The sequence below is a fragment of the Leeuwenhoekiella sp. ZYFB001 genome (genome assembly GCF_011784865.1).
GTDB lineage: Bacteria > Bacteroidota > Bacteroidia > Flavobacteriales > Flavobacteriaceae > Leeuwenhoekiella > Leeuwenhoekiella palythoae.
The window spans coordinates 2,127,209-2,147,819 of record NZ_CP050460.1 but is presented as its reverse complement, the minus strand read 5'-3'; the positions used below and the strand labels follow the sequence as shown (position 1 = coordinate 2,147,819).

General features: G+C 40.3%; 16 protein-coding genes. 5 read left to right on the top strand and 11 right to left on the bottom strand.

Going from position 1 to position 20,611, the window contains the following annotated elements; translation table 11 throughout:
• Positions 1-1,218, bottom strand: a complete 1,218-nt coding sequence (locus HCN54_RS09355; protein ID WP_167597564.1) for an exonuclease SbcCD subunit D C-terminal domain-containing protein — start codon at positions 1,216-1,218, stop codon at positions 1-3.
• Between the two features lie 190 nt (positions 1,219-1,408).
• Between HCN54_RS09355 and HCN54_RS09350 the strand changes: the two genes are divergently transcribed.
• Complete coding sequence (locus tag HCN54_RS09350; protein ID WP_167597563.1) at positions 1,409-3,781, top strand: T9SS type A sorting domain-containing protein; 2,373 nt, start codon at positions 1,409-1,411, stop codon at positions 3,779-3,781.
• Here HCN54_RS09350 and HCN54_RS09345 read toward each other — a convergent pair.
• The gene (locus tag HCN54_RS09345) at positions 3,768-4,043 is read right to left on the bottom strand and encodes a hypothetical protein (protein ID WP_167597562.1); all 276 of its coding nucleotides are present in this window, start codon (positions 4,041-4,043) and stop codon (positions 3,768-3,770) included. The two genes, HCN54_RS09350 and HCN54_RS09345, sit on opposite strands and share 14 nt — an antisense overlap.
• Before the next feature lie 213 nt (positions 4,044-4,256).
• Here HCN54_RS09345 and HCN54_RS09340 point away from each other — a divergent pair, with 213 nt between their 5' ends.
• Positions 4,257-5,813 (top strand): M61 family metallopeptidase, encoded by a 1,557-nt coding sequence (locus HCN54_RS09340; RefSeq protein WP_167597561.1) that lies wholly within the window; start codon positions 4,257-4,259, stop codon positions 5,811-5,813.
• A gap of 69 nt (positions 5,814-5,882) precedes the next feature.
• Here HCN54_RS09340 and HCN54_RS09335 read toward each other — a convergent pair whose 3' ends face one another.
• Positions 5,883-7,067: a BamA/TamA family outer membrane protein gene (locus tag HCN54_RS09335; protein ID WP_167597560.1), complete on the bottom strand. Its 1,185-nt coding sequence runs from the start codon at positions 7,065-7,067 to the stop codon at positions 5,883-5,885.
• Positions 7,068-7,267: 200 nt separating this feature from the next.
• Here HCN54_RS09335 and HCN54_RS09330 point away from each other — a divergent pair, with 200 nt between their 5' ends.
• Both HCN54_RS09330 and HCN54_RS09325 read left to right on the top strand, forming a co-directional pair.
• Positions 7,268-7,732, top strand: a complete 465-nt coding sequence (locus HCN54_RS09330; protein WP_072979857.1) for a (2Fe-2S)-binding protein — start codon at positions 7,268-7,270, stop codon at positions 7,730-7,732.
• A gap of 6 nt (positions 7,733-7,738) precedes the next feature.
• The gene (locus tag HCN54_RS09325) at positions 7,739-9,931 is read left to right on the top strand and encodes a xanthine dehydrogenase family protein molybdopterin-binding subunit (protein WP_167597559.1); all 2,193 of its coding nucleotides are present in this window, start codon (positions 7,739-7,741) and stop codon (positions 9,929-9,931) included.
• A gap of 78 nt (positions 9,932-10,009) precedes the next feature.
• Here HCN54_RS09325 and HCN54_RS09320 read toward each other — a convergent pair whose 3' ends face one another.
• The 8 genes from HCN54_RS09320 to clpB form a co-directional block, all read right to left on the bottom strand.
• On the bottom strand, positions 10,010-12,328 hold the full coding sequence (locus HCN54_RS09320; RefSeq protein WP_167597558.1) for a TonB-dependent receptor: 2,319 nt from the start codon (positions 12,326-12,328) through the stop codon (positions 10,010-10,012).
• A gap of 315 nt (positions 12,329-12,643) precedes the next feature.
• Complete coding sequence (locus HCN54_RS09315; protein WP_167597557.1) at positions 12,644-12,928, bottom strand: type II toxin-antitoxin system RelE/ParE family toxin; 285 nt, start codon at positions 12,926-12,928, stop codon at positions 12,644-12,646.
• Positions 12,925-13,161, bottom strand: a complete 237-nt coding sequence (locus tag HCN54_RS09310) for a type II toxin-antitoxin system ParD family antitoxin (protein WP_167597556.1) — start codon at positions 13,159-13,161, stop codon at positions 12,925-12,927. The genes HCN54_RS09315 and HCN54_RS09310 overlap by 4 nt, the downstream gene beginning before the upstream one ends.
• A 314-nt stretch (positions 13,162-13,475) precedes the next feature.
• Positions 13,476-14,036: an REP-associated tyrosine transposase gene (locus HCN54_RS09305; protein WP_167597555.1), complete on the bottom strand. Its 561-nt coding sequence runs from the start codon at positions 14,034-14,036 to the stop codon at positions 13,476-13,478.
• Positions 14,037-14,602: 566 nt separating this feature from the next.
• Positions 14,603-14,857, bottom strand: coding sequence for a hypothetical protein (locus HCN54_RS09300; protein WP_167597554.1), 255 nt, complete (start codon positions 14,855-14,857; stop codon positions 14,603-14,605).
• A gap of 276 nt (positions 14,858-15,133) precedes the next feature.
• Positions 15,134-15,538 (bottom strand): hypothetical protein, encoded by a 405-nt coding sequence (locus HCN54_RS09295; protein WP_167597553.1) that lies wholly within the window; start codon positions 15,536-15,538, stop codon positions 15,134-15,136.
• A 160-nt stretch (positions 15,539-15,698) separates the two neighbouring features.
• A complete protein-coding gene (locus HCN54_RS09290; protein WP_167597552.1) occupies positions 15,699-16,028 on the bottom strand; it encodes a hypothetical protein in 330 nt (109 codons plus the stop codon).
• A gap of 1,225 nt (positions 16,029-17,253) precedes the next feature.
• On the bottom strand, positions 17,254-19,857 hold the full coding sequence (clpB, locus tag HCN54_RS09285; RefSeq protein ID WP_167598871.1) for an ATP-dependent chaperone ClpB: 2,604 nt from the start codon (positions 19,855-19,857) through the stop codon (positions 17,254-17,256).
• Between the two features lie 201 nt (positions 19,858-20,058).
• Between clpB and ytxJ the strand changes: the two genes are divergently transcribed.
• Positions 20,059-20,451, top strand: coding sequence for a bacillithiol system redox-active protein YtxJ (gene ytxJ / locus HCN54_RS09280; protein ID WP_167597551.1), 393 nt, complete (start codon positions 20,059-20,061; stop codon positions 20,449-20,451).
• Positions 20,452-20,611 lie beyond the last annotated feature (160 nt).

The following is a 20,611-nucleotide window of genomic DNA, read 5'->3' as shown; positions in this document are numbered from 1 at the left end:
TTAAGCGGGATCTGCGGTGTTGAGGTGTTCTACAAGTTCCTGAAACGCCAAAGTTACTTTCGCCTTGGTTTCTGCATCATACGAGTTTTGCTCTAACATTTTAGTAAAAACTTCCAGCGGTTTGAGATCTTCTAGATGTTGCTCCGCATCAAACAATTTCCCGGTTGCTTTTAGTCGGTTTTTAAAGGTCGCACGATGTTTAACGATCTCCAGACCAGGTGTATTAAATTCGGTAACCAGCGTGTCGAGCTGTGCAATGCGGTTGGTATCAAAGTTTTCTTCGATCAACTCGACTTCGATGAGGTTGGTGAGTTCGCCTTCAGATGTTAATGCTTGCAATTTGCTTTGTATACGCTCCAGATCGCCACTCAATTTGTTCAGCTTTCTAAATGTTGGAATCGCAACACTTTTGGGTTCAAAACCCGTTGAAGTATCCAAGATCAGCACCCGTTTTTCATCGGTACGCTCGCTGAAAGAAAGCGGTAAAGGCGAACCGCTGTAAAATGCGGGAATCGCAGCATTCACGCGTTGTGGTTTATGGATATGTCCCAACGCCACATAACTGAAATACTCTCCAAACTGACTCGCCTGAAAGGCAGCCTGATTACCGATCTGTATGTCGCGTTCACTCTCTGAAGGTTCGATACCCGCTGCATACAAATGCCCCATAGCGATCACCGGTTGTCCGGGAAATTTATGCTTACAAAGCTCTGCTGCCTGAGTAAAGACTGCTTCAATCCCTTTTCTTATGGCTTCAATGCGATTTTCATAAGTGACGCCAGATTCTGCCGCACGAATATCTCCATCCCGTAAAAACGGAATTGCAGCAACAACAAGCTCGTCATTCTCCTTTTTCCCCTGTACAGGAATCAAGCAATCTGCCGGATTTTCGGGCATTCCGCCAAGGATATGCACATTAAGTGCTTCTAGTATTTCGCGTGGGGCATCAAGCATGGACGGCGAATCGTGGTTTCCGCCAGTGATGATGAGTTTACAATTGAGGTTGCTTAACTGTTTTAAAGATTTGTAGTATTGTTTGCGCGCTTCGGCGGAAGGATTAGCAAGGTCAAAAACATCTCCGGAGACCAAAACGAGTTCGATTTTTTCCTCTTGAATAACCGCAATCAGCCAAGAAATAAAGCGTTCAAAATCGGTATATAAATAGTGTTTGTGCAGTTTTTTGCCAATGTGCCAGTCGGCCGTATGCAGGATTTTCATGACTTTGGATTTAATCGCGTAGGAGGAGGCGTGAAGTTACGAAAATTGAGAGGTTTGTACGGAATTACAATTTTAATTATTGCGGACAATAAAGAGCCTTTGGTTTATATATTTTAGAAAAAATATATACCAAATAATATTTTGTATTACTAAATGTAATTAATGTTACTTTGCATTAAACCATTTCTTTATGCAAAAAAACTACTTATTCTTAATTTTATTTTCATCAGCAATAGCTTTTTCGCAGTGCCCTCCTCAAACACTTTATATATATTCACAAGAGGATGTAGACGCATTTAAAATAGATTATCCTAATTGTACAACATTAGATTATGATTTGGTATTAATGAATAATAATGGCTCTATTGAGAATTTGGATGCTTTCTCAAACCTGACCGCAGTCAATGGGACTTTGACTTTTCAATTCTTCGACGGGACTATAAATATTGATGGCTTAAATAATTTAGAGACCATATCTGGTAACTTATTAATTTCCAATATCACAGTTGATCAACTTGTAGGTTTTAAAAGTATAGTTTCTATAGGAGATGATTTAACCTATACCTACAACACAAATAATGAAGTATCTATATTAGATAATCTAGAGTCTGTAGGTGGAGATTTTATTTTTAGTAGTACTGGCGATGCGGAGGTTTTAAATTCAATCAATGCATTACAAACTATAGGAGGAAATGTCGATATAGCTTATACGCGAATACCTGAATTTTCAGGTTTTTCTTCAATAAAGGAGATCGAGGGGAGTTTACAATTAAGACAAAACGAAAGTCACTTGATTAAAGGATTTGACGAACTAGAGAGGCTAGGGGGTGATCTCACAATCGAGAATAATACTCAGCTAAATGACGTACAGGGATTTGAAAAATTAACGACTGTAGAAGGGAACCTTACGATCAGTGATTGCGAAAATCTTGTGAATTTTGATGGATTTAGTTCTCTAAGTCACTTAGCAGGAAATTTACATATAAGCTATAATCATGCTTTAAGTTCCTTAGGTGCTTTTGAAACGATTAAAAACATTTTAGGCTCTGTTAGGATAATACACAATCGATCAGAGAGAATCGAAGGTTTTGAAAACTTAGAAAACGTTGAAGGTAATTTAGAATTCGAAGGGAATGGAGTAGCAATACTTGGTTTTAATAAACTACAAAGTATAGGAGGTTATTTAAGTTTTGAAGATAATAGGACTTTGGAACAAGTGGTTGGATTTGAAGAAATCGAAACAATAGGAGATGGGTTGTCTTTTTATAAGAATGAAGAATTATTAAGAATAGAGGGGTTTAATAACTTAAGAAAAATTGAGGGGAACTTGTCTTTTATGTATAATTCTAAACTCAACTCTTTGAGTCAATTCGAGCAATTAGAAAGTATACAAGGAGAATTTATGCTATTCCTACATGCCTTAGAAAATATAGATGGTTTTAATGCACTAACCCTTGGGGTCTCTAACCTTTCGATTAGATCAGGTTACAATTTGAGAGCAGTAGACGGTTTTGATAAACTTCAAGAAGTATCAGGAGATTTCAGGATTTGGGATAATGAATTTTTGATGGGGCTATCCGGATTTAATCAATTGAGAATTCTGCGAGGAGGTCTGGAAATTGAGAATAATCCTGTTTTAAAAACGATTAAAGGCTTCAGTACAATTGATAGGATTGAAGGTGATTTAAGGTTAAGTGAAAATGCACTCGAAGATATTAGTGGGTTTAACAGTCTCGTACACCTAGGATCAATGTCTATATCATACAATACCGGGGTTATCAATTTAGGAGGGTTAAATAATCTTGAAGGTTATATGGGAGATTTTTCAACCTATAAAGTAAGTATCTCCGAGTTCAGTGGCTTTAACAAATTAACTTCTATACGATGGATACGTATAAATAACACAAGTGTTCAAAACTTTACCGGGTTTGATGCTTTGGAAGATATTGAAGTAAGTTTTGAGATGTCATATTCTCACATTAATGAGTTTAAGGGCTTTTCTAATTTGACTGTCATTGGGGAGAATCTAGATATAAATATTAATGAAGGATTTGAGCGAATTGAAGGATTTCAGAATTTAAAAAGTATAGGCGATCGTTTTTACTTAGGGAACAACAAAAATTTAGATTACATAGGTTCTTTAGATAATATTGAAGAAGTTGGTAGTTCAATAGGAATTTATAACAATCCCAATCTAAGCACTTGTAATTTAAAGATCATTTGTGAATTTTTAGAAGAGGACAAAATTATTTCTTTCGGTTACAATAAAGAAGGCTGCTCGAGTAAAGAAGAGGTTCTAGAACAGTGTAGAGGTGGTTTAAGCATAGAAGACCCCAATCTTATTTCTTTAAGTTTTTATCCCAATCCAACAAGTGATTTTTTAACCATTCAGTATCACGATGAACTCCCTGAAAAAATAGAGTTATTTGATTTAAGTGGGAGGTATCTTAGAGAAATAGAATCAAAGAAAAGTATCGATTTGAGTAGCTTAATTACTGGAACTTATCTAATCCGTTTGATTTTTGCGAATAAGGTAGTAACAAAAAAGATCAATAAAGCTTAATCTGGGTTTCAAAAAGAAACTCTGCTAGGGAAACTAGCATCATTGCTATGCAGCAATACACATAAAATTTCCCATAGCTTTTGTGAATAGCCCTGAGCTCTTTCACTTTCTCAAGTTCCCCGAATTCCTTTAAAGCTTTTAATTCTTTATCCTGTTTTTTCTTAAGTCGATCAGTATAGTTATGCCGAAAACCGGTAAAAACAACTTCAATAGGAGTGAGGTAATATCCTAGTTTTTCAGTTCTAGATAGTTTTTTATTCATAGACAAACTTTAAAAACACCTTATGCTCAATTTACATACTAAATAGAGTCTTGCAGTATTTTAAAATTACGCTAACTTGATTGGTAGTTGTTTAAATAGAGGGATGTATTTTAGGTTAACATCGTATCAGCTCTTGCGAATATTTTAGGGATAAACGGCAACTATTCTTCGTGATAGATTGAGTAATTTCACAGGCACAATTAATTTCCATTTATGATTCTACGTGTTTATCTGACTTGTGTTATTCTTCTGATTTCCGGAACTCTTTTCGCGCAGAAGGGCGATCCACAAATGCAGTATCAACTATCCTTTCCTCAGGCAGAAGCGCATTATGTTGAAGTTACCTTGCATATTGATCAGCAAGACACTACCAAAACCACACTCGTTTTGCCGGTTTGGACTCCGGGATATTACAAGATTCTCGACAACCCGGCGCATATTGTTGATTTTAAGGTGCAGGCTTCTAAAGGTGTTGCACTAGATTGGAAGAAAACTTCTAAAAACAAATGGACGATCACGCATCCTAAAAATACCGAATTAGAGGTGACCTACCGGGTTTATGCTAATCGTACTTCGGTGGCAGAATCTAATGTGAAGGAGACTCGGGCTTTTCTGGCGAATACTGATATTTTTATGTTTCCCGAAGGGCAAAAAGAAGCACCCATTTCGGTGACCTTTCAACTTCCGGAAACTTGGGAGCACATTGCGACTGGACTAGGAAAAGTAAATCAAACCACTTTTTATGCTGCGTCAGCAGACGTGCTTTATGACAGTCCGTTTTATCTGGGAAATCAGAAAATGATCGAGTTTCAGCAATTGGGTAAAGAGTTTACGCTGGCTATCGCAACACCAGAGGGATTAGATGAGCAGCAATTTGTAACAGATTTGCGAGAGATCATTTTGCGTACGACCGATTTAATGCAGCACATTCCTTTTGAGGAATATGCTTTCATTATGATGGAACCCGGCGGAGGCGGACTAGAACACGCCAACTCGCAAGCGGTATTCACCTATGGAAGTTTTGACTTTAAAACCGATGCTGACTACAAGGCCTTTCTCAATTTTATCACGCACGAATATTTTCACCTGTATAATGTAAAAGCTTTACGGCCTATTGAATTGGGACCGTTTGACTATAGCAAAGAAAATTACACGACGATGCTCTGGGTGGCTGAAGGTTTTACGGTGTATTACGAATATCTCATTATGCGTGATGCAGATTTGATAACTGAAGAAGATATGCTGCAGTATTTAAGCAGTCACTTTCAGGCGATCGAAAATAAAGAGGGGAAAGAGCATATGTCTTTAGAACGCTCCAGTTATGATGTTTGGAATCATTTCTTGAACAACGATGCTGTTTCAGATGCCACAACGATTTCCTATTATCATAAAGGCCCAATTATAGGGCTGTTGCTTGATCTTGCCATTCGCCACGAGAGTGAAAATGAAAAGTCGTTAGATGATGTGATGCGAGCGATGTATAAAACTTATTTTCGTGAACAACAGCGCGGCTATACCGAAGAAGAGTTTTGGGAAACGGTCGCTCAAATGGCGGGTAAACCTTTAGACGAATTGCGCCATTACGTTGAAACTACAGAGACCCCAGATTACGAGAAGTATTTAAGCTATGGAGCGCTGGAGCTTGATCTGACGGTAAACGACGACCCGTCAACTGAGCGTGTAAAATGCGCTTATCAATTAAAGCGAAAAGCCCCTGAAAATAAATTGCAAGAAGAAATTAGTAAAGCGCTCTTCAGAAATTATTTTTAGTAGTGGGCAAGGGATTGAATAGCCAAAAGCTTATTAAATTATTGTCTGAAAGTTTTTGGTCAAGTTGGACTAAAAAGCTTCTCCTATACTCAGATAAAAGTTATTTCCATCTTTGGTAAACGCATAATCAAAGCGAATAAAAATATCTTTTTCTCTAAAGATCAGAAAGCGTGCACCGGCACCGGCAGACCATTTGATCTTATTCATCTCCAGCTCGTTCCAATCGTCAAATACTTCGCCTACACCGGTAAAAACAGTTGCTCCTAAACGGTCAGTAAAACCCAGTTTGAGCGGTAGAAAACGATATTCTACTTGTGCTGCGACTTGATTGCGATCTCTAAACCTTCCGCTAAAATAACCACGCATAATATTCTCACCGCCTAAGTACGATAGCTGGTTAAAGGGCACTTCGCCACCAAAACTAAACTGACCAATTACCTGAGCCGCCAGTACATCTCTTTTGCCTATGGGTGTAAAAAACCGGTTGTCTGTGGTGATGGTCTGGTATTCTACATCGCTTTTCCAGAATGGGTTGTAATTGAGGTAAGCCAATTCGCTAAAAAAGGCATTCCGCTCATTCAATACATTGTGACGGGCGTCGTAAACCAGACCGGCACCCATACCAAAGCTGGTCGTTCCCTCGGCACCAAAGGGAAGCTCAATGTCCAGAGCTTCATCGCTGTCTTCGGGAGCTTCAAAAGAAACGTTAGACAGACTTCTAAAGTCGGTCTCGAGACCTACATAAAAATTCTTTACAACCTTGCGCAATACCCGTTCTTTAATCTGAATTTGCGTAGCATCTACCAGAGCAATATTGTCTTTAGGAACATCATTTCCTATTCCGTAATATTTCAGCGGAAAACGTTCTGCATCTAGATCACCTAAGAAAAACCATTTGTCCTGATCAGAATAAACGGCGTGGTTGATGCGTATACCGTACTGCCCATTAAAGGTAAAAAACGCATAAGTATTAATTTCACTAAGTCGGTTATTAGTGTCCTCATTGGCATAGAACACAAAGAGTGGCGCAACGGCAAATTCCAGACCTGTTTCAGGCCGAATACCTAAAACCGGATAGATCAAGAATTGTGGTTTTTCTTGAGAGACGGTATCGTTAAAAACCCTGTTGAGATAACGGGAAATAAATCCTTTTTTGGGAGTTTCGTTGGGAATTGAAGTGTCTTGCGCTTGCAGCTGAACAGCTAAAAGCACGAGGGGTAGACCCAATAAAAGCGCGCGTAAGTTTCTCGGCATTGTTGATTTTCAGGCAAAAGTAGCCCTTTAACAGCGGATAAAATCAGCTCAAATTGTAAGGAAATGCTAATTTTTTAAAGGTTTCTAGCTTAAGATTTGGTTTGAAAAGTATAAGTGGCGCACGTTTAAAATAAGTAACTTTAAAGCATTGCGCTTTTCTATTGCGCTCAATTACAGATGTTTAATAAAAATAATGCGCTATGCCACAGTATTCCCTAATGATTAACGAGCAAGAACATCAAGTAGATGTCGCCGCAAATACTCCCGTTCTTTGGGTGTTGCGAGACCATCTTAAAATGGTAGGAACCAAGTACGGCTGTGGTATTGGCCAATGTGGAGCCTGCACCATTCACTTAAACGGAAACGCCGTGCGCTCGTGTTCGCTACCAGTGAGTGCCATCGCAAATGCTTCGATGAAGATTACTACAATAGAAGGGCTTTCAGAAACCGGTGATCATCCGGTACAAAAAGCCTGGGTAGAAGTTGACGTTCCGCAATGCGGATATTGTCAGGCTGGCCAGATTATGAGCGCAGCCGCTTTGCTCAATCGCAATGCAACTCCTTCTGAAGATGAGATCAAAAACGCAATGAGCGGTAACCTTTGCCGCTGCGGAACCTATACCCGAATCAATAAAGCTGTCGCTCTTGCAGCAACAAAAAAATAATCGATTATGGCACTTATTAAGACAAAACACAACCGTAGATCGTTTTTAAAAGTTTCTGCTGCCGGCGGCGCGGGACTGCTGTTGCAATTCAGTTGGTTTTCGGGCTTGGCTCAAAGCGATGCGCAACCAGAAGATATAGCGTTTGACCTCAATGCATACATACGCATAAATGGGAATGGCACCGTGACTATCTTTTCACCCAATCCTGAAATCGGTCAGAACGTAAAAACCTCAATGCCGCTAATTGTGGCCGAAGAATTAGACGTAGCCTGGGATCAGGTAACGGTAGAGCAAGCACCTCTGGATACTAAAAAGTTCAGTCGTCAAATCGCAGGAGGAAGTCAGTCTATTCGCGCCGGTTGGGACGGCTTGCGTATGGCAGGCGCCACTGCGCGGTATTTATTCGTGAATGCAGCTGCAAAACTGTGGAATATTCCTGCGGAAGATCTGGTAACCGAAGAAGGAATGGTCAAGCATTTACCTACCAATAAAACTATTGCGTACAAAGAACTGATCGATGAGGCTTCAAAAATTGAAATACCGGAAGAAGTTCCGCTGAAAGCGCCTAAAGATTTTAAACTTATTGGGACCGCGGTTAAAAACGTAGATGGCGTTAAGATCGCTACGGGAAAACCCTTATTCGGATTAGATTATATGGAAGAGGGCGCAGCGATTGCCATGCTCATTCACGCACCCGCTTTTGGAATGAAACTCAAAAGTTTTGATGCTAGCGAAGCGAAAGCGATGCCGGGAATCAAAGACGTATTTACCGTAGACACTTCTTTACAAAACCCAAGCTGGGCAGATGTAAATGCGTTTAATGAACTCATTGTTGTAGTGGGAGAGAGTACCTGGCAGGTGATGCAGGCTAAAAAGGCGGTACAAGCCGAATGGGAAACCGAAGCAACTGCGGAAAGTACCGCAGCGCATTTAGAGCAATTTGCCTCAGTATTTTCTAAAGGAAAGGGAGAAGTAGCGCGTCAAGACGGCGATCCTGATGCAGCTTTTGCCAATGCCGATACCGTGATCGAACGCACGTATTTCGGGTCGTTTTTAGCGCATAATACGTTAGAGCCGATGAACTTTTTTGCCGATGTCAAAGCAGATTCGGCGCGTTTGATCGGGCCTATTCAAACTCCGGAAGCTTTACGCGGTTCGGCTGCTGCAATGCTCAATATCCCTGAGAATAACATTCACGTAGATATGACACGTATGGGAGGCGGTTTTGGTCGCAGATTGTATGGAAATTTCGGTCTTGAGGCTGCTGCTATTTCGCAAAAAATAGGAGCTCCGGTAAAACTCATTTACACCCGGGAAGATGATATGACGCAGGGGACCTATCGTCCTTCGTACACTTTAAAATATAAAGCCGCCTTGGACGCCAATAAAAACCTGACAGCTTTTGAGGTGCAAGGAAGTGGTATTCCATCAAGTCCGGTGTTTGCAGATCGCTATCCGGCGGGAACACTCGCCAACTATCGTGCTGAGAATTTTGGTATTGACACTAATATTTCAACAGGAGCCTGGCGTGCCCCGCGTTCTAATTTTACCGCGGGAGCAGAGCAATCCTTTATTGATGAGGTTGCTGAAGCCGCAGGTAAAGATCCTATTGATTTTAGATTGGAGCTTTTTGATAACGCGATCGCCAATCCGGTTGGGGAGCGCAACGATTATGATGCCGAGCGTTATGCCGGAGTTCTAAAACTCGTGCGTGAGAAGAGTAATTGGGGAACCGAGATTGACGGTGTTTACCGCGGTGTTTCGGCGTATTACTGTCACAATTCGTATGTGGCGCAGGTGATTGATCTGGTGATGGATGATCGCGGAAATCCGGTTGTACAAAAAGTATGGTGTGCGGTAGACTGCGGAATTGTAGTCAATAAAGAAGGCGCTTTAAATCAAATTGAAGGTGGAATTGTAGACGGACTAGGACACGCGATGTACAGCCAGTTGACGTTTAAAGACGGGGCGCCGGAACAACAGAATTTTGACCGCTACCGATTGATCAGAAACAACGAAGCTCCGCTAGAGATCGAAGTATTTTTCGCAGAAAACGAAATCGCACCTACGGGATTGGGCGAACCCGGTTTGCCACCGGTTGCAGGAGCTCTGGCCAATGCTTTGTATAAAGCGACGAGCAAGCGCTATTACCGTCAGCCGTATATGATCTTGGAGCAAGAAACAGCTATTTTAGGATAATCAATATTTTTATAAAAAGTGAAAAGCTATCTCGCGAGAGATAGCTTTTCTGGTTTAAGAACGCAAAGCACGAGCGCTCTAAAATTTATAATTCAAGCTGAGTCTAAAATTGCGACCCGGCTCACTTTGCCAATATACATACGAGCCATAATCAGCACCGCTGTAGAGGTACTCATTCAGCAGGTTGTTAAGATTAAGCGCCACACGGAATTTGTTGTTTTCCCAAGACAGTGCACCATCCATTCTAAAGTAATCAGGAAGGTCTGTTTCTCCATCAGCGCCCCAAGCCCAAGTAGAGCGATCTACGAGGTATTGATAGCCAAGCGAAACTCCAAAGCCTTCTAAAGCGCGTTCTTGAAATTTATAATTGAACCATCCGTTTGTGATGTGTTTAGAGAAGCCTACGACTTTGTTTCCGTCTGCATCTTCTACATTAGTGTTGGCATAATTAAGCACAACACCCAGACCGGTAAAAAGCTCACCGCGCAGGTCAAATTCAAACCCACGAGAAGTCACATCACTATCAATCTGAATAGAATAATTAGGATCTGGCCCCGGAACTAAGATTTTATCTTTGGTAATGTTGAAGTATCCTGCGGCTACATTCCACTTTCCATCGCCAAATTCATATTTGATTCCTCCCTCGATATCTTCGGCAGTAACGGGATCAAAAGAATTTCCTTCGGCATCTGCACCTTGCGTGGGTAAAAATGACTGATCAAACATAGCATAAGCGCTCAAGTTATCTAAGATAGAGTAGGAAGCTGCGACACGCGGGGTGAACACTTTATCTGTAGAGGTAGAACCGTAACTGTTGGTCTTCATTTCGGTGTACCTTCCGGCAAGGGTAAGGCGTAAATCATCATTAAAAAAGCCCAATTCATCTTGTGCGTAATAGGCCAGATACTCATAAGTGATATAACCTACGGCACGCTGGGTAAGGGGAGTAGAACGGTCAAAAACAGGAGCGATCGCCGCCGGTTGCGGATTGTAAATATTAAACGGATTTTCTTCGGTATCAATATTGATTCCGGTAGACCAATCTGCGATATACGAACTATTTCCAAAATCAAGTCCGCCCAAAATTTTATGACTCATGCCACCGGTTTTTGCGGTTCCGTTTACGAAAGCCTGCCCCAGTTTTTTCTCTTCTTTGGCATCCCAAATGCTCACGCGACGAATTAGATCCCCATTGGCTTGAACACCAAAACTACCATCTAACCAAAGGCTAGAGCCTTCGTGCTGGTAATTAAGATACGCGAGTTGCGCGCTAACTGACCAGTTGTTGCTAAGCTTATGCTCAAAATTTACAAGTCCGTAATGTTCTTTCATAATTGACGGGCCTAACTTAGGATCGTTTAAAGTAAAATCTCTGTCGAGGCTGGCATATTCTTCAGGAGCAAAAACATAAGCAGAACCTATTAAACGGGTTTTGTAATACTGAAACGTGTATTGCACAGTAACCGAAGTTTTATCGTCAATCAAGTATTTTACCGAAGGAGCAAACGTATAGCGATTTTGGTCTTCGTACGCGCGGTGTGCTTCTTGTGTAGTACCGGCACCCACAAAGCGATATTGCAATTTATTATCGTCGCTAAGCTTGCCTTCTACATCTAAGGTGGCTCTCAAGGTGTTGTAACTACCGGTCACTAAGCCAACTTCACCGTGAGAAATGCCGGTAGGTTTTTTAGTGACCACGTTATACAAACCACCGGGTTCGCCACTTGAAAGCATAAATGCAGACGGACCTTTTACCACTTCAATACGTTCTACAAGCGCCATATCTTCGGCGAGAGGTCCCCAAGTAGACAACACATTTTGTCCATTTCTAAATGGCGGAATTCTAAATCCGCGCATATTGATACGTGCAAAATTGCCCCAGTGCTCAATCATCTGCGCACCACTCACGTTACGGGTAATGTTTTCCATCATACTAATGGCTTGCTGATCTTTGATCACGTCTGCGCTAATCACCTGTATGTTCTGCGGAATTTTATTAAGATCCTGTTGCAGGCGTAAAGAAGCCGAAGGGTTGCGTTCGACATATTCAGATTTTCCCGCACCTGAGATGATCACGTCATCAAGTGCGCTCACATCCTCCTGAAGTTTCACGTTAAGCGTTACTGCGCCATTGATCGTGATCGCTTTTGAAGTGAAGGTTTTGAAACCCATTTCAGAAACTTTAACCACATAAGTACCGTTACTGATATTGCTTATTTGATAAAAACCATCTTCGTTAGAAGAGGTGCCATAATTGGTGTTCTCAAGATATACATTGGCGTTGGGCAATGCATTTCCATTTTGGTCGACTACCGTACCGCTGATAGCATTTCCTTGTTGTGCAAACAACGAAAAACTTAGAAGAGTTAGGGCGAGCAGTGTAGTTAGTTGTTTCATCTGCGTCGTTATTTTGAATAGTTATTAAAGGTTAAAAAGTTACGATGCGAATGTATAAAATGTTTTTATTTAGAATAAATAAAAATAATAAAATTTAAAAATGACGCCCTAGCGACCCTTAAAACGGTTCAATTATTCTGAACAATCAGATGGTAAAAAGGCCTCAAAGGAATTTGTTTTTTATGGGCGCAAATATGGAAATAACGCCTGTGAGGCTAGTACTCTAGTAGTTTTTTTGATTTAGTTGAATCTGTATAAAATCAGTCGATTCAATACCAATAGATATCGAATTAAGCGTAGCAAATGAAAATACTATTAGATTTTAGTTTGAGTGTCTTGCCTGCCAATGATGGTCATAATTTCCACCGTATTTTTATTGATTCTATAATAAATACTGTCTACTCCGCAGACGCAACGTCTGTATCCTATTTTAATAAAATCAACTGCTTCAAAAGCATATGGATTTTTGGCAATGCGATCAAAATACAGAAAGAAGTTCTCAAAATACTGCTCAGCCTGAGCACTACCAAATTTGTAAACACCGTATCTGTAAATGCGAATTAAATCGTCTTTAGCGGTATTGCTAAGCCGATAATTCATTTTAAAGAAGACTTAGCCTGAGCTAAAATTTCTTCTTTGCTTTCGCTTGTAAAGCCGCTTTGTTCGGCGTCGTCGAGTTTAGTGCGTATCCAGTCTATCTCAGCTTGCTGTTTGCGGGCTTGTCTAACAAGATCATTGATCAGTTCACTTTTACTGGTGTATTCTTGAGAGTCCACCTGTTCTTTTAACCAATCATCATTGGGTTTTGTAAAGGAAATACTTTGACGTGCCATAACATTATATTTGGTGTAAATATACACCAATTTAGCATCAGACGATTGAAGCTTATCCGACCTAAGGTAATTTTATATGTACTGGGACAGATAGCTCGGTAAGATAGGAATCTAACCAAAGTTTAGATTTGGAAAAGAGGATGATTTTTGGTTTTACCACGCGATACAATCGCGCGGCAACTGGGCTTCCTTTCTTTTCCGAGAGGCACCGCGGCAACGGTATCTATTCTTTAGAGCTAGATCTCCAATATTTCTGCTCCTGCGCGATTGTATCGCGCAGCTCCTCACTATTGAACACAAAATATATTTCTAGTTTATCCAAAATATTGAAATACTACTACGTCTAGCAAACCTTTTTCGTCTACATAGTTTTTGGCACTGCTATAGGTATAATCTTCCGGGTTTTCAACCAAACCTGCTTTTACCGGGTTATTATGGACATAGTTGACCTTTTGCCATATCACTTCATTACTCCAGAGTTCAATAGGATGGTTGTCGTGTTGCCAAAATTGATAATTATTAACATTTGATGATTTCTGAGCTGCTTTTTGAAAGTGCTTTAGGAAAATCTCCTTTCGGTTTTCCTCGGGGTTTTCTTGAATGACTCTTACTAATGTTTTGCTAGTATGTCTTTTAAAGTCTCCGAGGAGTAATTCCGGTTTTTGCCCGGCGCAACTTCTATAAATCAGATGTACGTGATTCGTCATTATACACCAGGCTATAAGTTCCATTCCCTTATTTGATTGGCAGTACTTTAAACTGTCTACAAGAATATCTTTATAGTAATCTCCTGTAAAAACATCAAGCCATTCTACAACAGCAAAACTTACAAAATACAAACCCTCAGGATTATGGAATTTATAGTTTCTGCTCATTTTAGATTGGTTTATTTAAACTAAAAAAGCTGCTCAATCGCGAGTATCGCGTGGCTCGTTGTGGCTTACCACGCGATGCAATCGCGCGGCAACGGTGTCTATTTTTAAAAGGTAGTTCTTTTCTAGTTTTTATTACAGCGCAATTGTATCGCGCTGCTTGGGATTAATTGTTTACCTAAAATTCTAGAAACTAGAGCAGTTTTGCAAATAGGCTAGCCTCTTTTATAATTTGAACATTTTACCACGCGATACAATCGCGCGGTAACGGTATCTATTCTTTAAAGGTAGTTTTTTCTAGTTTTTTGCTCCTGCGCGATTGCATCGCGCAGAGGTAGCAACTTATACTATATGATTTATTATTCTATTATTCTGTGTAGTTGATTTTAGTAAGAGTAATTCTAACTTTTTACCACGCGATACAATCGCGCGGTAACATAAGATGAGTTTATTTTTATGGTGCTCCTACGCGATTGTATCGCGCAACAACAAAAACAACGCCTACATCAAAAGATATAGGCGTTGCTGCGTTTTGGCTGGTTGTTAGCAATTCTCTGAAGTTTTGAAGACTAACTTTCTTCTTCACCCACTTCTTCGGCTTGGGTGGTGACCGAGCCGGTGCTGGCGTTACCATAAACCGGCGTTTCGTTTCTAAGGATGTCGATGACGCGGGCAAAATTTTCTGCGGTCATATACGGCGTTTCTTCGCGTTTACCTTGAAAGGTGGTAAAATAGAATTTACCCAGATCGATCTTAGGATCCCAAAGCGCCTGATAGCCGTTTAATTTGGTCCATCCTGAAGTTCCTTGTGCATAATGTGGCATAACTTAAGTTTTTTTGGATTCGTTTGATACAAACTTAGCAAGGCTATGCGTCACATTATCAGAGCGGTTGACCCTTTTTAAAAAGGAAATCGCTCTTATTTTTTTACAGGAAATGACCCTGAAGGTGGCGGGTAGGATCTTCCCACGCGATACAATCGCGCGGTAACAAGAGGGTAACTGGAGATTAGTTTATTTTTTTATGTGCTCCTGCGCGATTGTACTAGCTTGTTATAATTGATGCCATAGTATGGCAATAGGGGAGTGAGGTAAAATATATCAATTTGTTAGTCTGAATTCTTTTACAATTGCGTGCTTTGCATTTAAGGATCTTATACTTCTATTAAATACATCGTTGATAGTTTTACCACTATCATCCATTTCGAAATAAATCTCTACGTGTTTATTATCTACTTCTATATTACTCCATTTAAATACTATTGTATGAAGTTTTGAATTTGTACCATAAAGATCACTCATAGTCCCAATTGATTTCACATATTTAGGTTCTCCCCATCTATTGATACACATTTCTAGATTGCCTAAATCAGAAAAACTACCTGAAGATTCATTGTAATAGAGTGCCTCTTTAAATTCGGAGTATGTAAATTCATTTTCATTTTTTTGATTACAAGAAATGAGTAAACAAAAAGTTGCTAGGATAGTATACTTAAGAACTTTCAAAATTTTATTTATTATAAGTTAGTTAAATTTTAAAGTATATTATTTGGTTAATATTTTATAAAATGTAGGAGTTTGACTAAAATTATCGACCTATATATTGGAACGGTTGTGACCTTAATATACATTGACGCAAATCTTAAACATTGTCACCACAGGTTTTTTAATCCAATTTGGTCATTTTAACAATACGCTCAGCCATTTCAACCAAATCTTTTAAACTTGACTCTTTTACTTCGCTTGATTTTTTGGAGTCCCTTTTTCTCAATGGATCTCTATGGATTTCTTCTAATGCTGTTTTTATATAATGAACGTACTCTTCGTTCCCATCAGTTCCATTCTTTTTTAATTGTTCTGAAAAACCAACAATAGCTTTAGATAATACCATTTTATAAGCATAGTCTTCTATGATGTTCTTTTGTTTAGTGTATTGATTTGCACAAAAGATCGCTCCAATTATGGGTAAAGGTAATAGAGATATTCTACCGACCAAAACACCAATATTATTTGGATTAGCTTTTAAAATCCAAATTCCTAAACATACAGTACCAATTAAACAAGCTACAGCACCTAAAATCCAACTTCCAAAAATCCACTTATTATTTGAATTTTCGTATTGACCTTGAAATGAAGCACTAATACCTTCTGCAGTAGTATAGTTTAAAGCTTTTTTGGATGATTCGATAAGTTGATTGGCCTGGTTTAATATTGCTTTTCTTTCTGTTTCGTATTCTGATAGCTTCTTATTATTTTCTTCAGTTTTCTGTTCTAAATCATCTAATCTTTTCTCTCTGTCTTGAACCTTGTTAGCAAATGATGTAATTAGCTTTTCGTTTGATTTACATTCAGTAAGTGATTCCTCTATTTCTGCAAGGTTTCCGCTAGCAGTTTCTTTAATTGATTCTAAATCTTTATTTAGTGATTCTAAAGTTTCTGATTGTTCTGTTAATTGAGTTTTGCGATCAATAATAGTTTCTAACTCACTCTCAATTTCTGCTAGTTTTTCGGTTGCCTTTTCTAATTTTTCTTCTATACTATTATTATTCTCATCAATATCATCTTTTAGTTTTTTAGAATCTACAAGTACCTGTTGAAGCTGTAATTTAATTTTTCGGACTTCGTCGATTTCAGATTCAAACTCAACTTGTCTATCAGAAAAATAGCGAACGTTGAAACTTCGTAAAAGTGTTTTTAGCGCTTCGAATTGGGTAATATAGTTTACAGGTGTCTCTAAATATGTGTCTATTCGTATTAAATATGATAGAATATTACTTCTCTCGGTATGGGACGATATTTTAACAAATTTAGATGGATAACGAGTTAGTGTTGAAACGTCGGTTAATAGCGCTTCAATTCCCCCCTATTAAACCTTTAAAACTGTATTCGTTCTCACCTCCATATTTTGTATCACTATAGTCTCTCAAATTCAAACCTTTAATTTGCTCTCGAATTTCGTCTCTTTTTTCTCGAATTTGATTAACTGTTTTCAATTCCATAGTTTTTTCAAATGTGTGGCAACTATTTTTATTATGCATCTATTGTTGATATGCAATTCTTAAGTAGATTACCAATTTTATATTCCTAAAACTACCCTTTTTAAAAACGCAACCTGCAGAAAATCAGAAGCTCTTATCAACGAGTTATCAACGCGACAATCTAAAACCAAAAAAAAGCGACATCACTACGATGTCGCTTTTGATTTATACGAGCAATGCTCTTCAGTCATTTTCTACCAGATCGCTTTGGTTACGAAACACGAGTTCGTCATCAAAAGCATCGAGTAAAATGATACTGTCTGTGGTGACTTTTCCGCCTAAGATCTCTTTAGACAGTTTGTTCAACACTTCTTTCTGTATGGTACGTTTTACAGGACGTGCCCCAAACTCCGGTTGAAAACCGCGGTCTGCTAAAAACTTGATGGCTTCGGCCGTAGCATCTAGCGTGATGCCTTGTTTTGCCAGCATACGGGTCACGCCTTTGAGTTGTAAACTCACGACCTGCTCGATGTCTTTTCGCGTAAGCGGGGTAAACATCACGATATCGTCTATACGGTTTATAAACTCAGGACGTATGGTTTGTTTCAACATCCCCAGCACTTCGGTTTTTGCACCTTCCATCGCGGTCTCAGGATCTTTGATGGTCTCAAATTTCTCCTGTATGATATGACTTCCCATATTTGAGGTCATAATGATGATGGTGTTCTTAAAGTCAGCCAGACGGCCTTTGTTGTCTGTAAGTCTACCTTCATCAAGCACTTGTAACAGGATATTAAAGGTGTCTGGGTGTGCTTTCTCGATCTCGTCGAGCAAGATCACACTGTAGGGCTTGCGACGTACGGCTTCGGTCAACTGCCCGCCTTCATCATAACCCACATATCCCGGAGGTGCACCTACCAGACGGCTCACGCTGTGACGCTCCTGGTATTCACTCATATCTATACGGGTGATGTTGTTCTCATCGTCAAACAGATATTCTGCCAGCGCCTTTGCGAGTTCGGTTTTACCCACCCCTGTGGTCCCGAGGAATAAGAACGAACCTATAGGTCGTTTTTGATCCTGCAGGCCGGCGCGGCTTCTGCGCACCGCATCACTCACGGCGATGATCGCTTCTTCCTGACCTACCACACGTTTGTGCAGTTCGCCCTCCAGGTGCAGTAATTTTTCGCGCTCGCTTTGCAGCATTTTGGTTACGGGGATTCCTGTCCATTTAGCTACCACTTCGGCGATGTCTTCGCTGGTTACTTCCTCTTTAATAAGGCTGTTATCGGCTTGTGCGGCCAGTTGCTCCTGCAATTTCTCCAACTGTTCCTGAGCTTGCTTGATCTTTCCGTAGCGTAACTCGGCTACCAGACCATAATTGCCTTCGCGCTCGGCACGCTCGGCTTCCAGCTTAAAGTTTTCAATATCCTGCTTGGCATTCTGGATGTTATCTACCACATCTTTCTCGCTCTTCCACTTGGCGTTGATCTCGTTGCGCTCTTCTTTAAGATTGGCAAGATCGGCGCGTAAGGACTTGAGCTTGTTCTCATCCTGCTCGCGCTTGATCGCCTCGATCTCGATCTCGAGTTGCATAATCTTACGGTCGAGTACGTCAAGTTCTTCGGGCTTGGAGTTGATCTCCATACGCATTTTTGAAGCTGCCTCGTCCATCAGGTCGATCGCCTTATCGGGTAAAAAGCGGTTGGTGATATAGCGTTGCGAAAGCTCTACTGCCGCAATGATCGCGTTGTCTTTAATACGCACCTTGTGGTGCGTCTCATACTTTTCTTTGATTCCCCTTAAGATGGAAATCGCAGACTCGGTATCGGGCTCAAAAACACTCACTTTCTGAAAGCGGCGCTCTAAAGCTTTATCCTGCTCAAAGTATTTTTGATACTCGTCTAGCGTGGTGGCACCTATTGCGCGTAATTCCCCACGAGCCAACGCAGGCTTGAGGATGTTTGCGGCATCCATTGCACCCTGACCGCCACCGGCACCTACAAGCGTGTGAATCTCGTCTATAAACAAGACGATATCGCCGGCACTGGTAGTTACTTCTTTGATCACGGCTTTTAGACGCTCTTCAAACTCGCCTTTATATTTTGCACCGGCGATCAAGGCTCCCATATCGAGCGCCCAGATCTGTTTTTCCTGAAGATTTTCAGGCACGTCGCCATCGATGATTCGGTGGGCGAGACCTTCTGCGATCGCGGTTTTACCGGTACCGGGTTCCCCAACGAGAATCGGGTTATTCTTGGTTCGACGTGAAAGAATTTGCAGGATTCTGCGTATCTCTTCATCACGACCGATCACCGGATCGAGCTTCCCGTCGCGGGCGAGTTGGTTGAGGTTTTTGGCGTATTTGCTTAACGAATTATAGGTTTCTTCAGCGCTTTGTGAAGTCACGCGGTCGCCTTTGCGCAATTCTTCAATCGCAGCTTTCAGGTGTTTTTCGGTAACGCCCTGATCTTTTAAGATCTGTGCGATCTTGCTGCTCGATTTAAAGATCGCCAGGATCAAATGCTCTAAAGAAACATACTCATCGTTCATTTTTTTGGCGATGTTGCTGGCTTCGGTTACCGTTTTACCGGCTTCACGAGACAGCATAATATCGCCACCGCTTACTTTAGGAAAACTGGTAAGCGTGCTCTCTAAAATCTGCTTTAACAGATTTACATTCACATCCAGTTTCTGAAGCAGAAACGGAGTAACGTTCTCATCAACTTCAAGAATGGCTTTAAAAATATGCTCATTCTCGATTTGCTGATGGCCATACCCTTGAGCAAGCGCCTGGGCTTGCTGTATGGCTTCTTGTGATTTTATGGTGAAATTATTAAAGTTCATCGTATTTGTATTTCGATGTTGATATGGCAATTGCTGTACCATTTGTTAAAACCGACGTTTAGTCAGTTGTAGCATGGAATTAGCTGTCTTTTTGTCGGTTAAAGGCTTTGGATTTCCTTAATACAATAGCCGGTTTAGTTTCCTTAAATTTACAACCGCTTAGGAATTACGAGCGTTAACAAACTTTAAAAAGAAAAGACTATGGGACTTTTTGATATGTTTAAAAGTCAGCGTGATATTGCGAAGGAAGAGATAAAGGAAATGAACTGGATCCCACTCGAGCGTATGGAACAGCTTGATGAAATTGTAGAAATTTCTAATGCGGTGCCGGTGCTAATCTTTAAGCATAGTACCACCTGCGGAATCAGTAGAATGGTACTGCGTAGTTTTGAGAAAGCATACAATTACGACAAAAAGCAACTAGAGCCTTATTTTTTAGATCTAAAAGCGCATCGCGACATCAGTAATGCAATTGCAACAAAATTCAACGTACAGCACGAGAGTCCGCAATTGTTATTGATCAAAAATGGGACGGTTACCTATCATACCTCCCACGGCGCTATAGAGGCCGAAAACTTGCTGGAGAAACTCTAAAAGAGAAAACATTTTTAAAATTGAAAACCCGGAGCAGGCGCTCCGGGTTTTTTTTACCCATTAATTGGTTATTCGTCTGTAGAAGGCTAACTCTAATAAACAATAACCGTATGTTTTAATAGGTTGATTGATTATATGTTACCAAATATTCAATTCTATT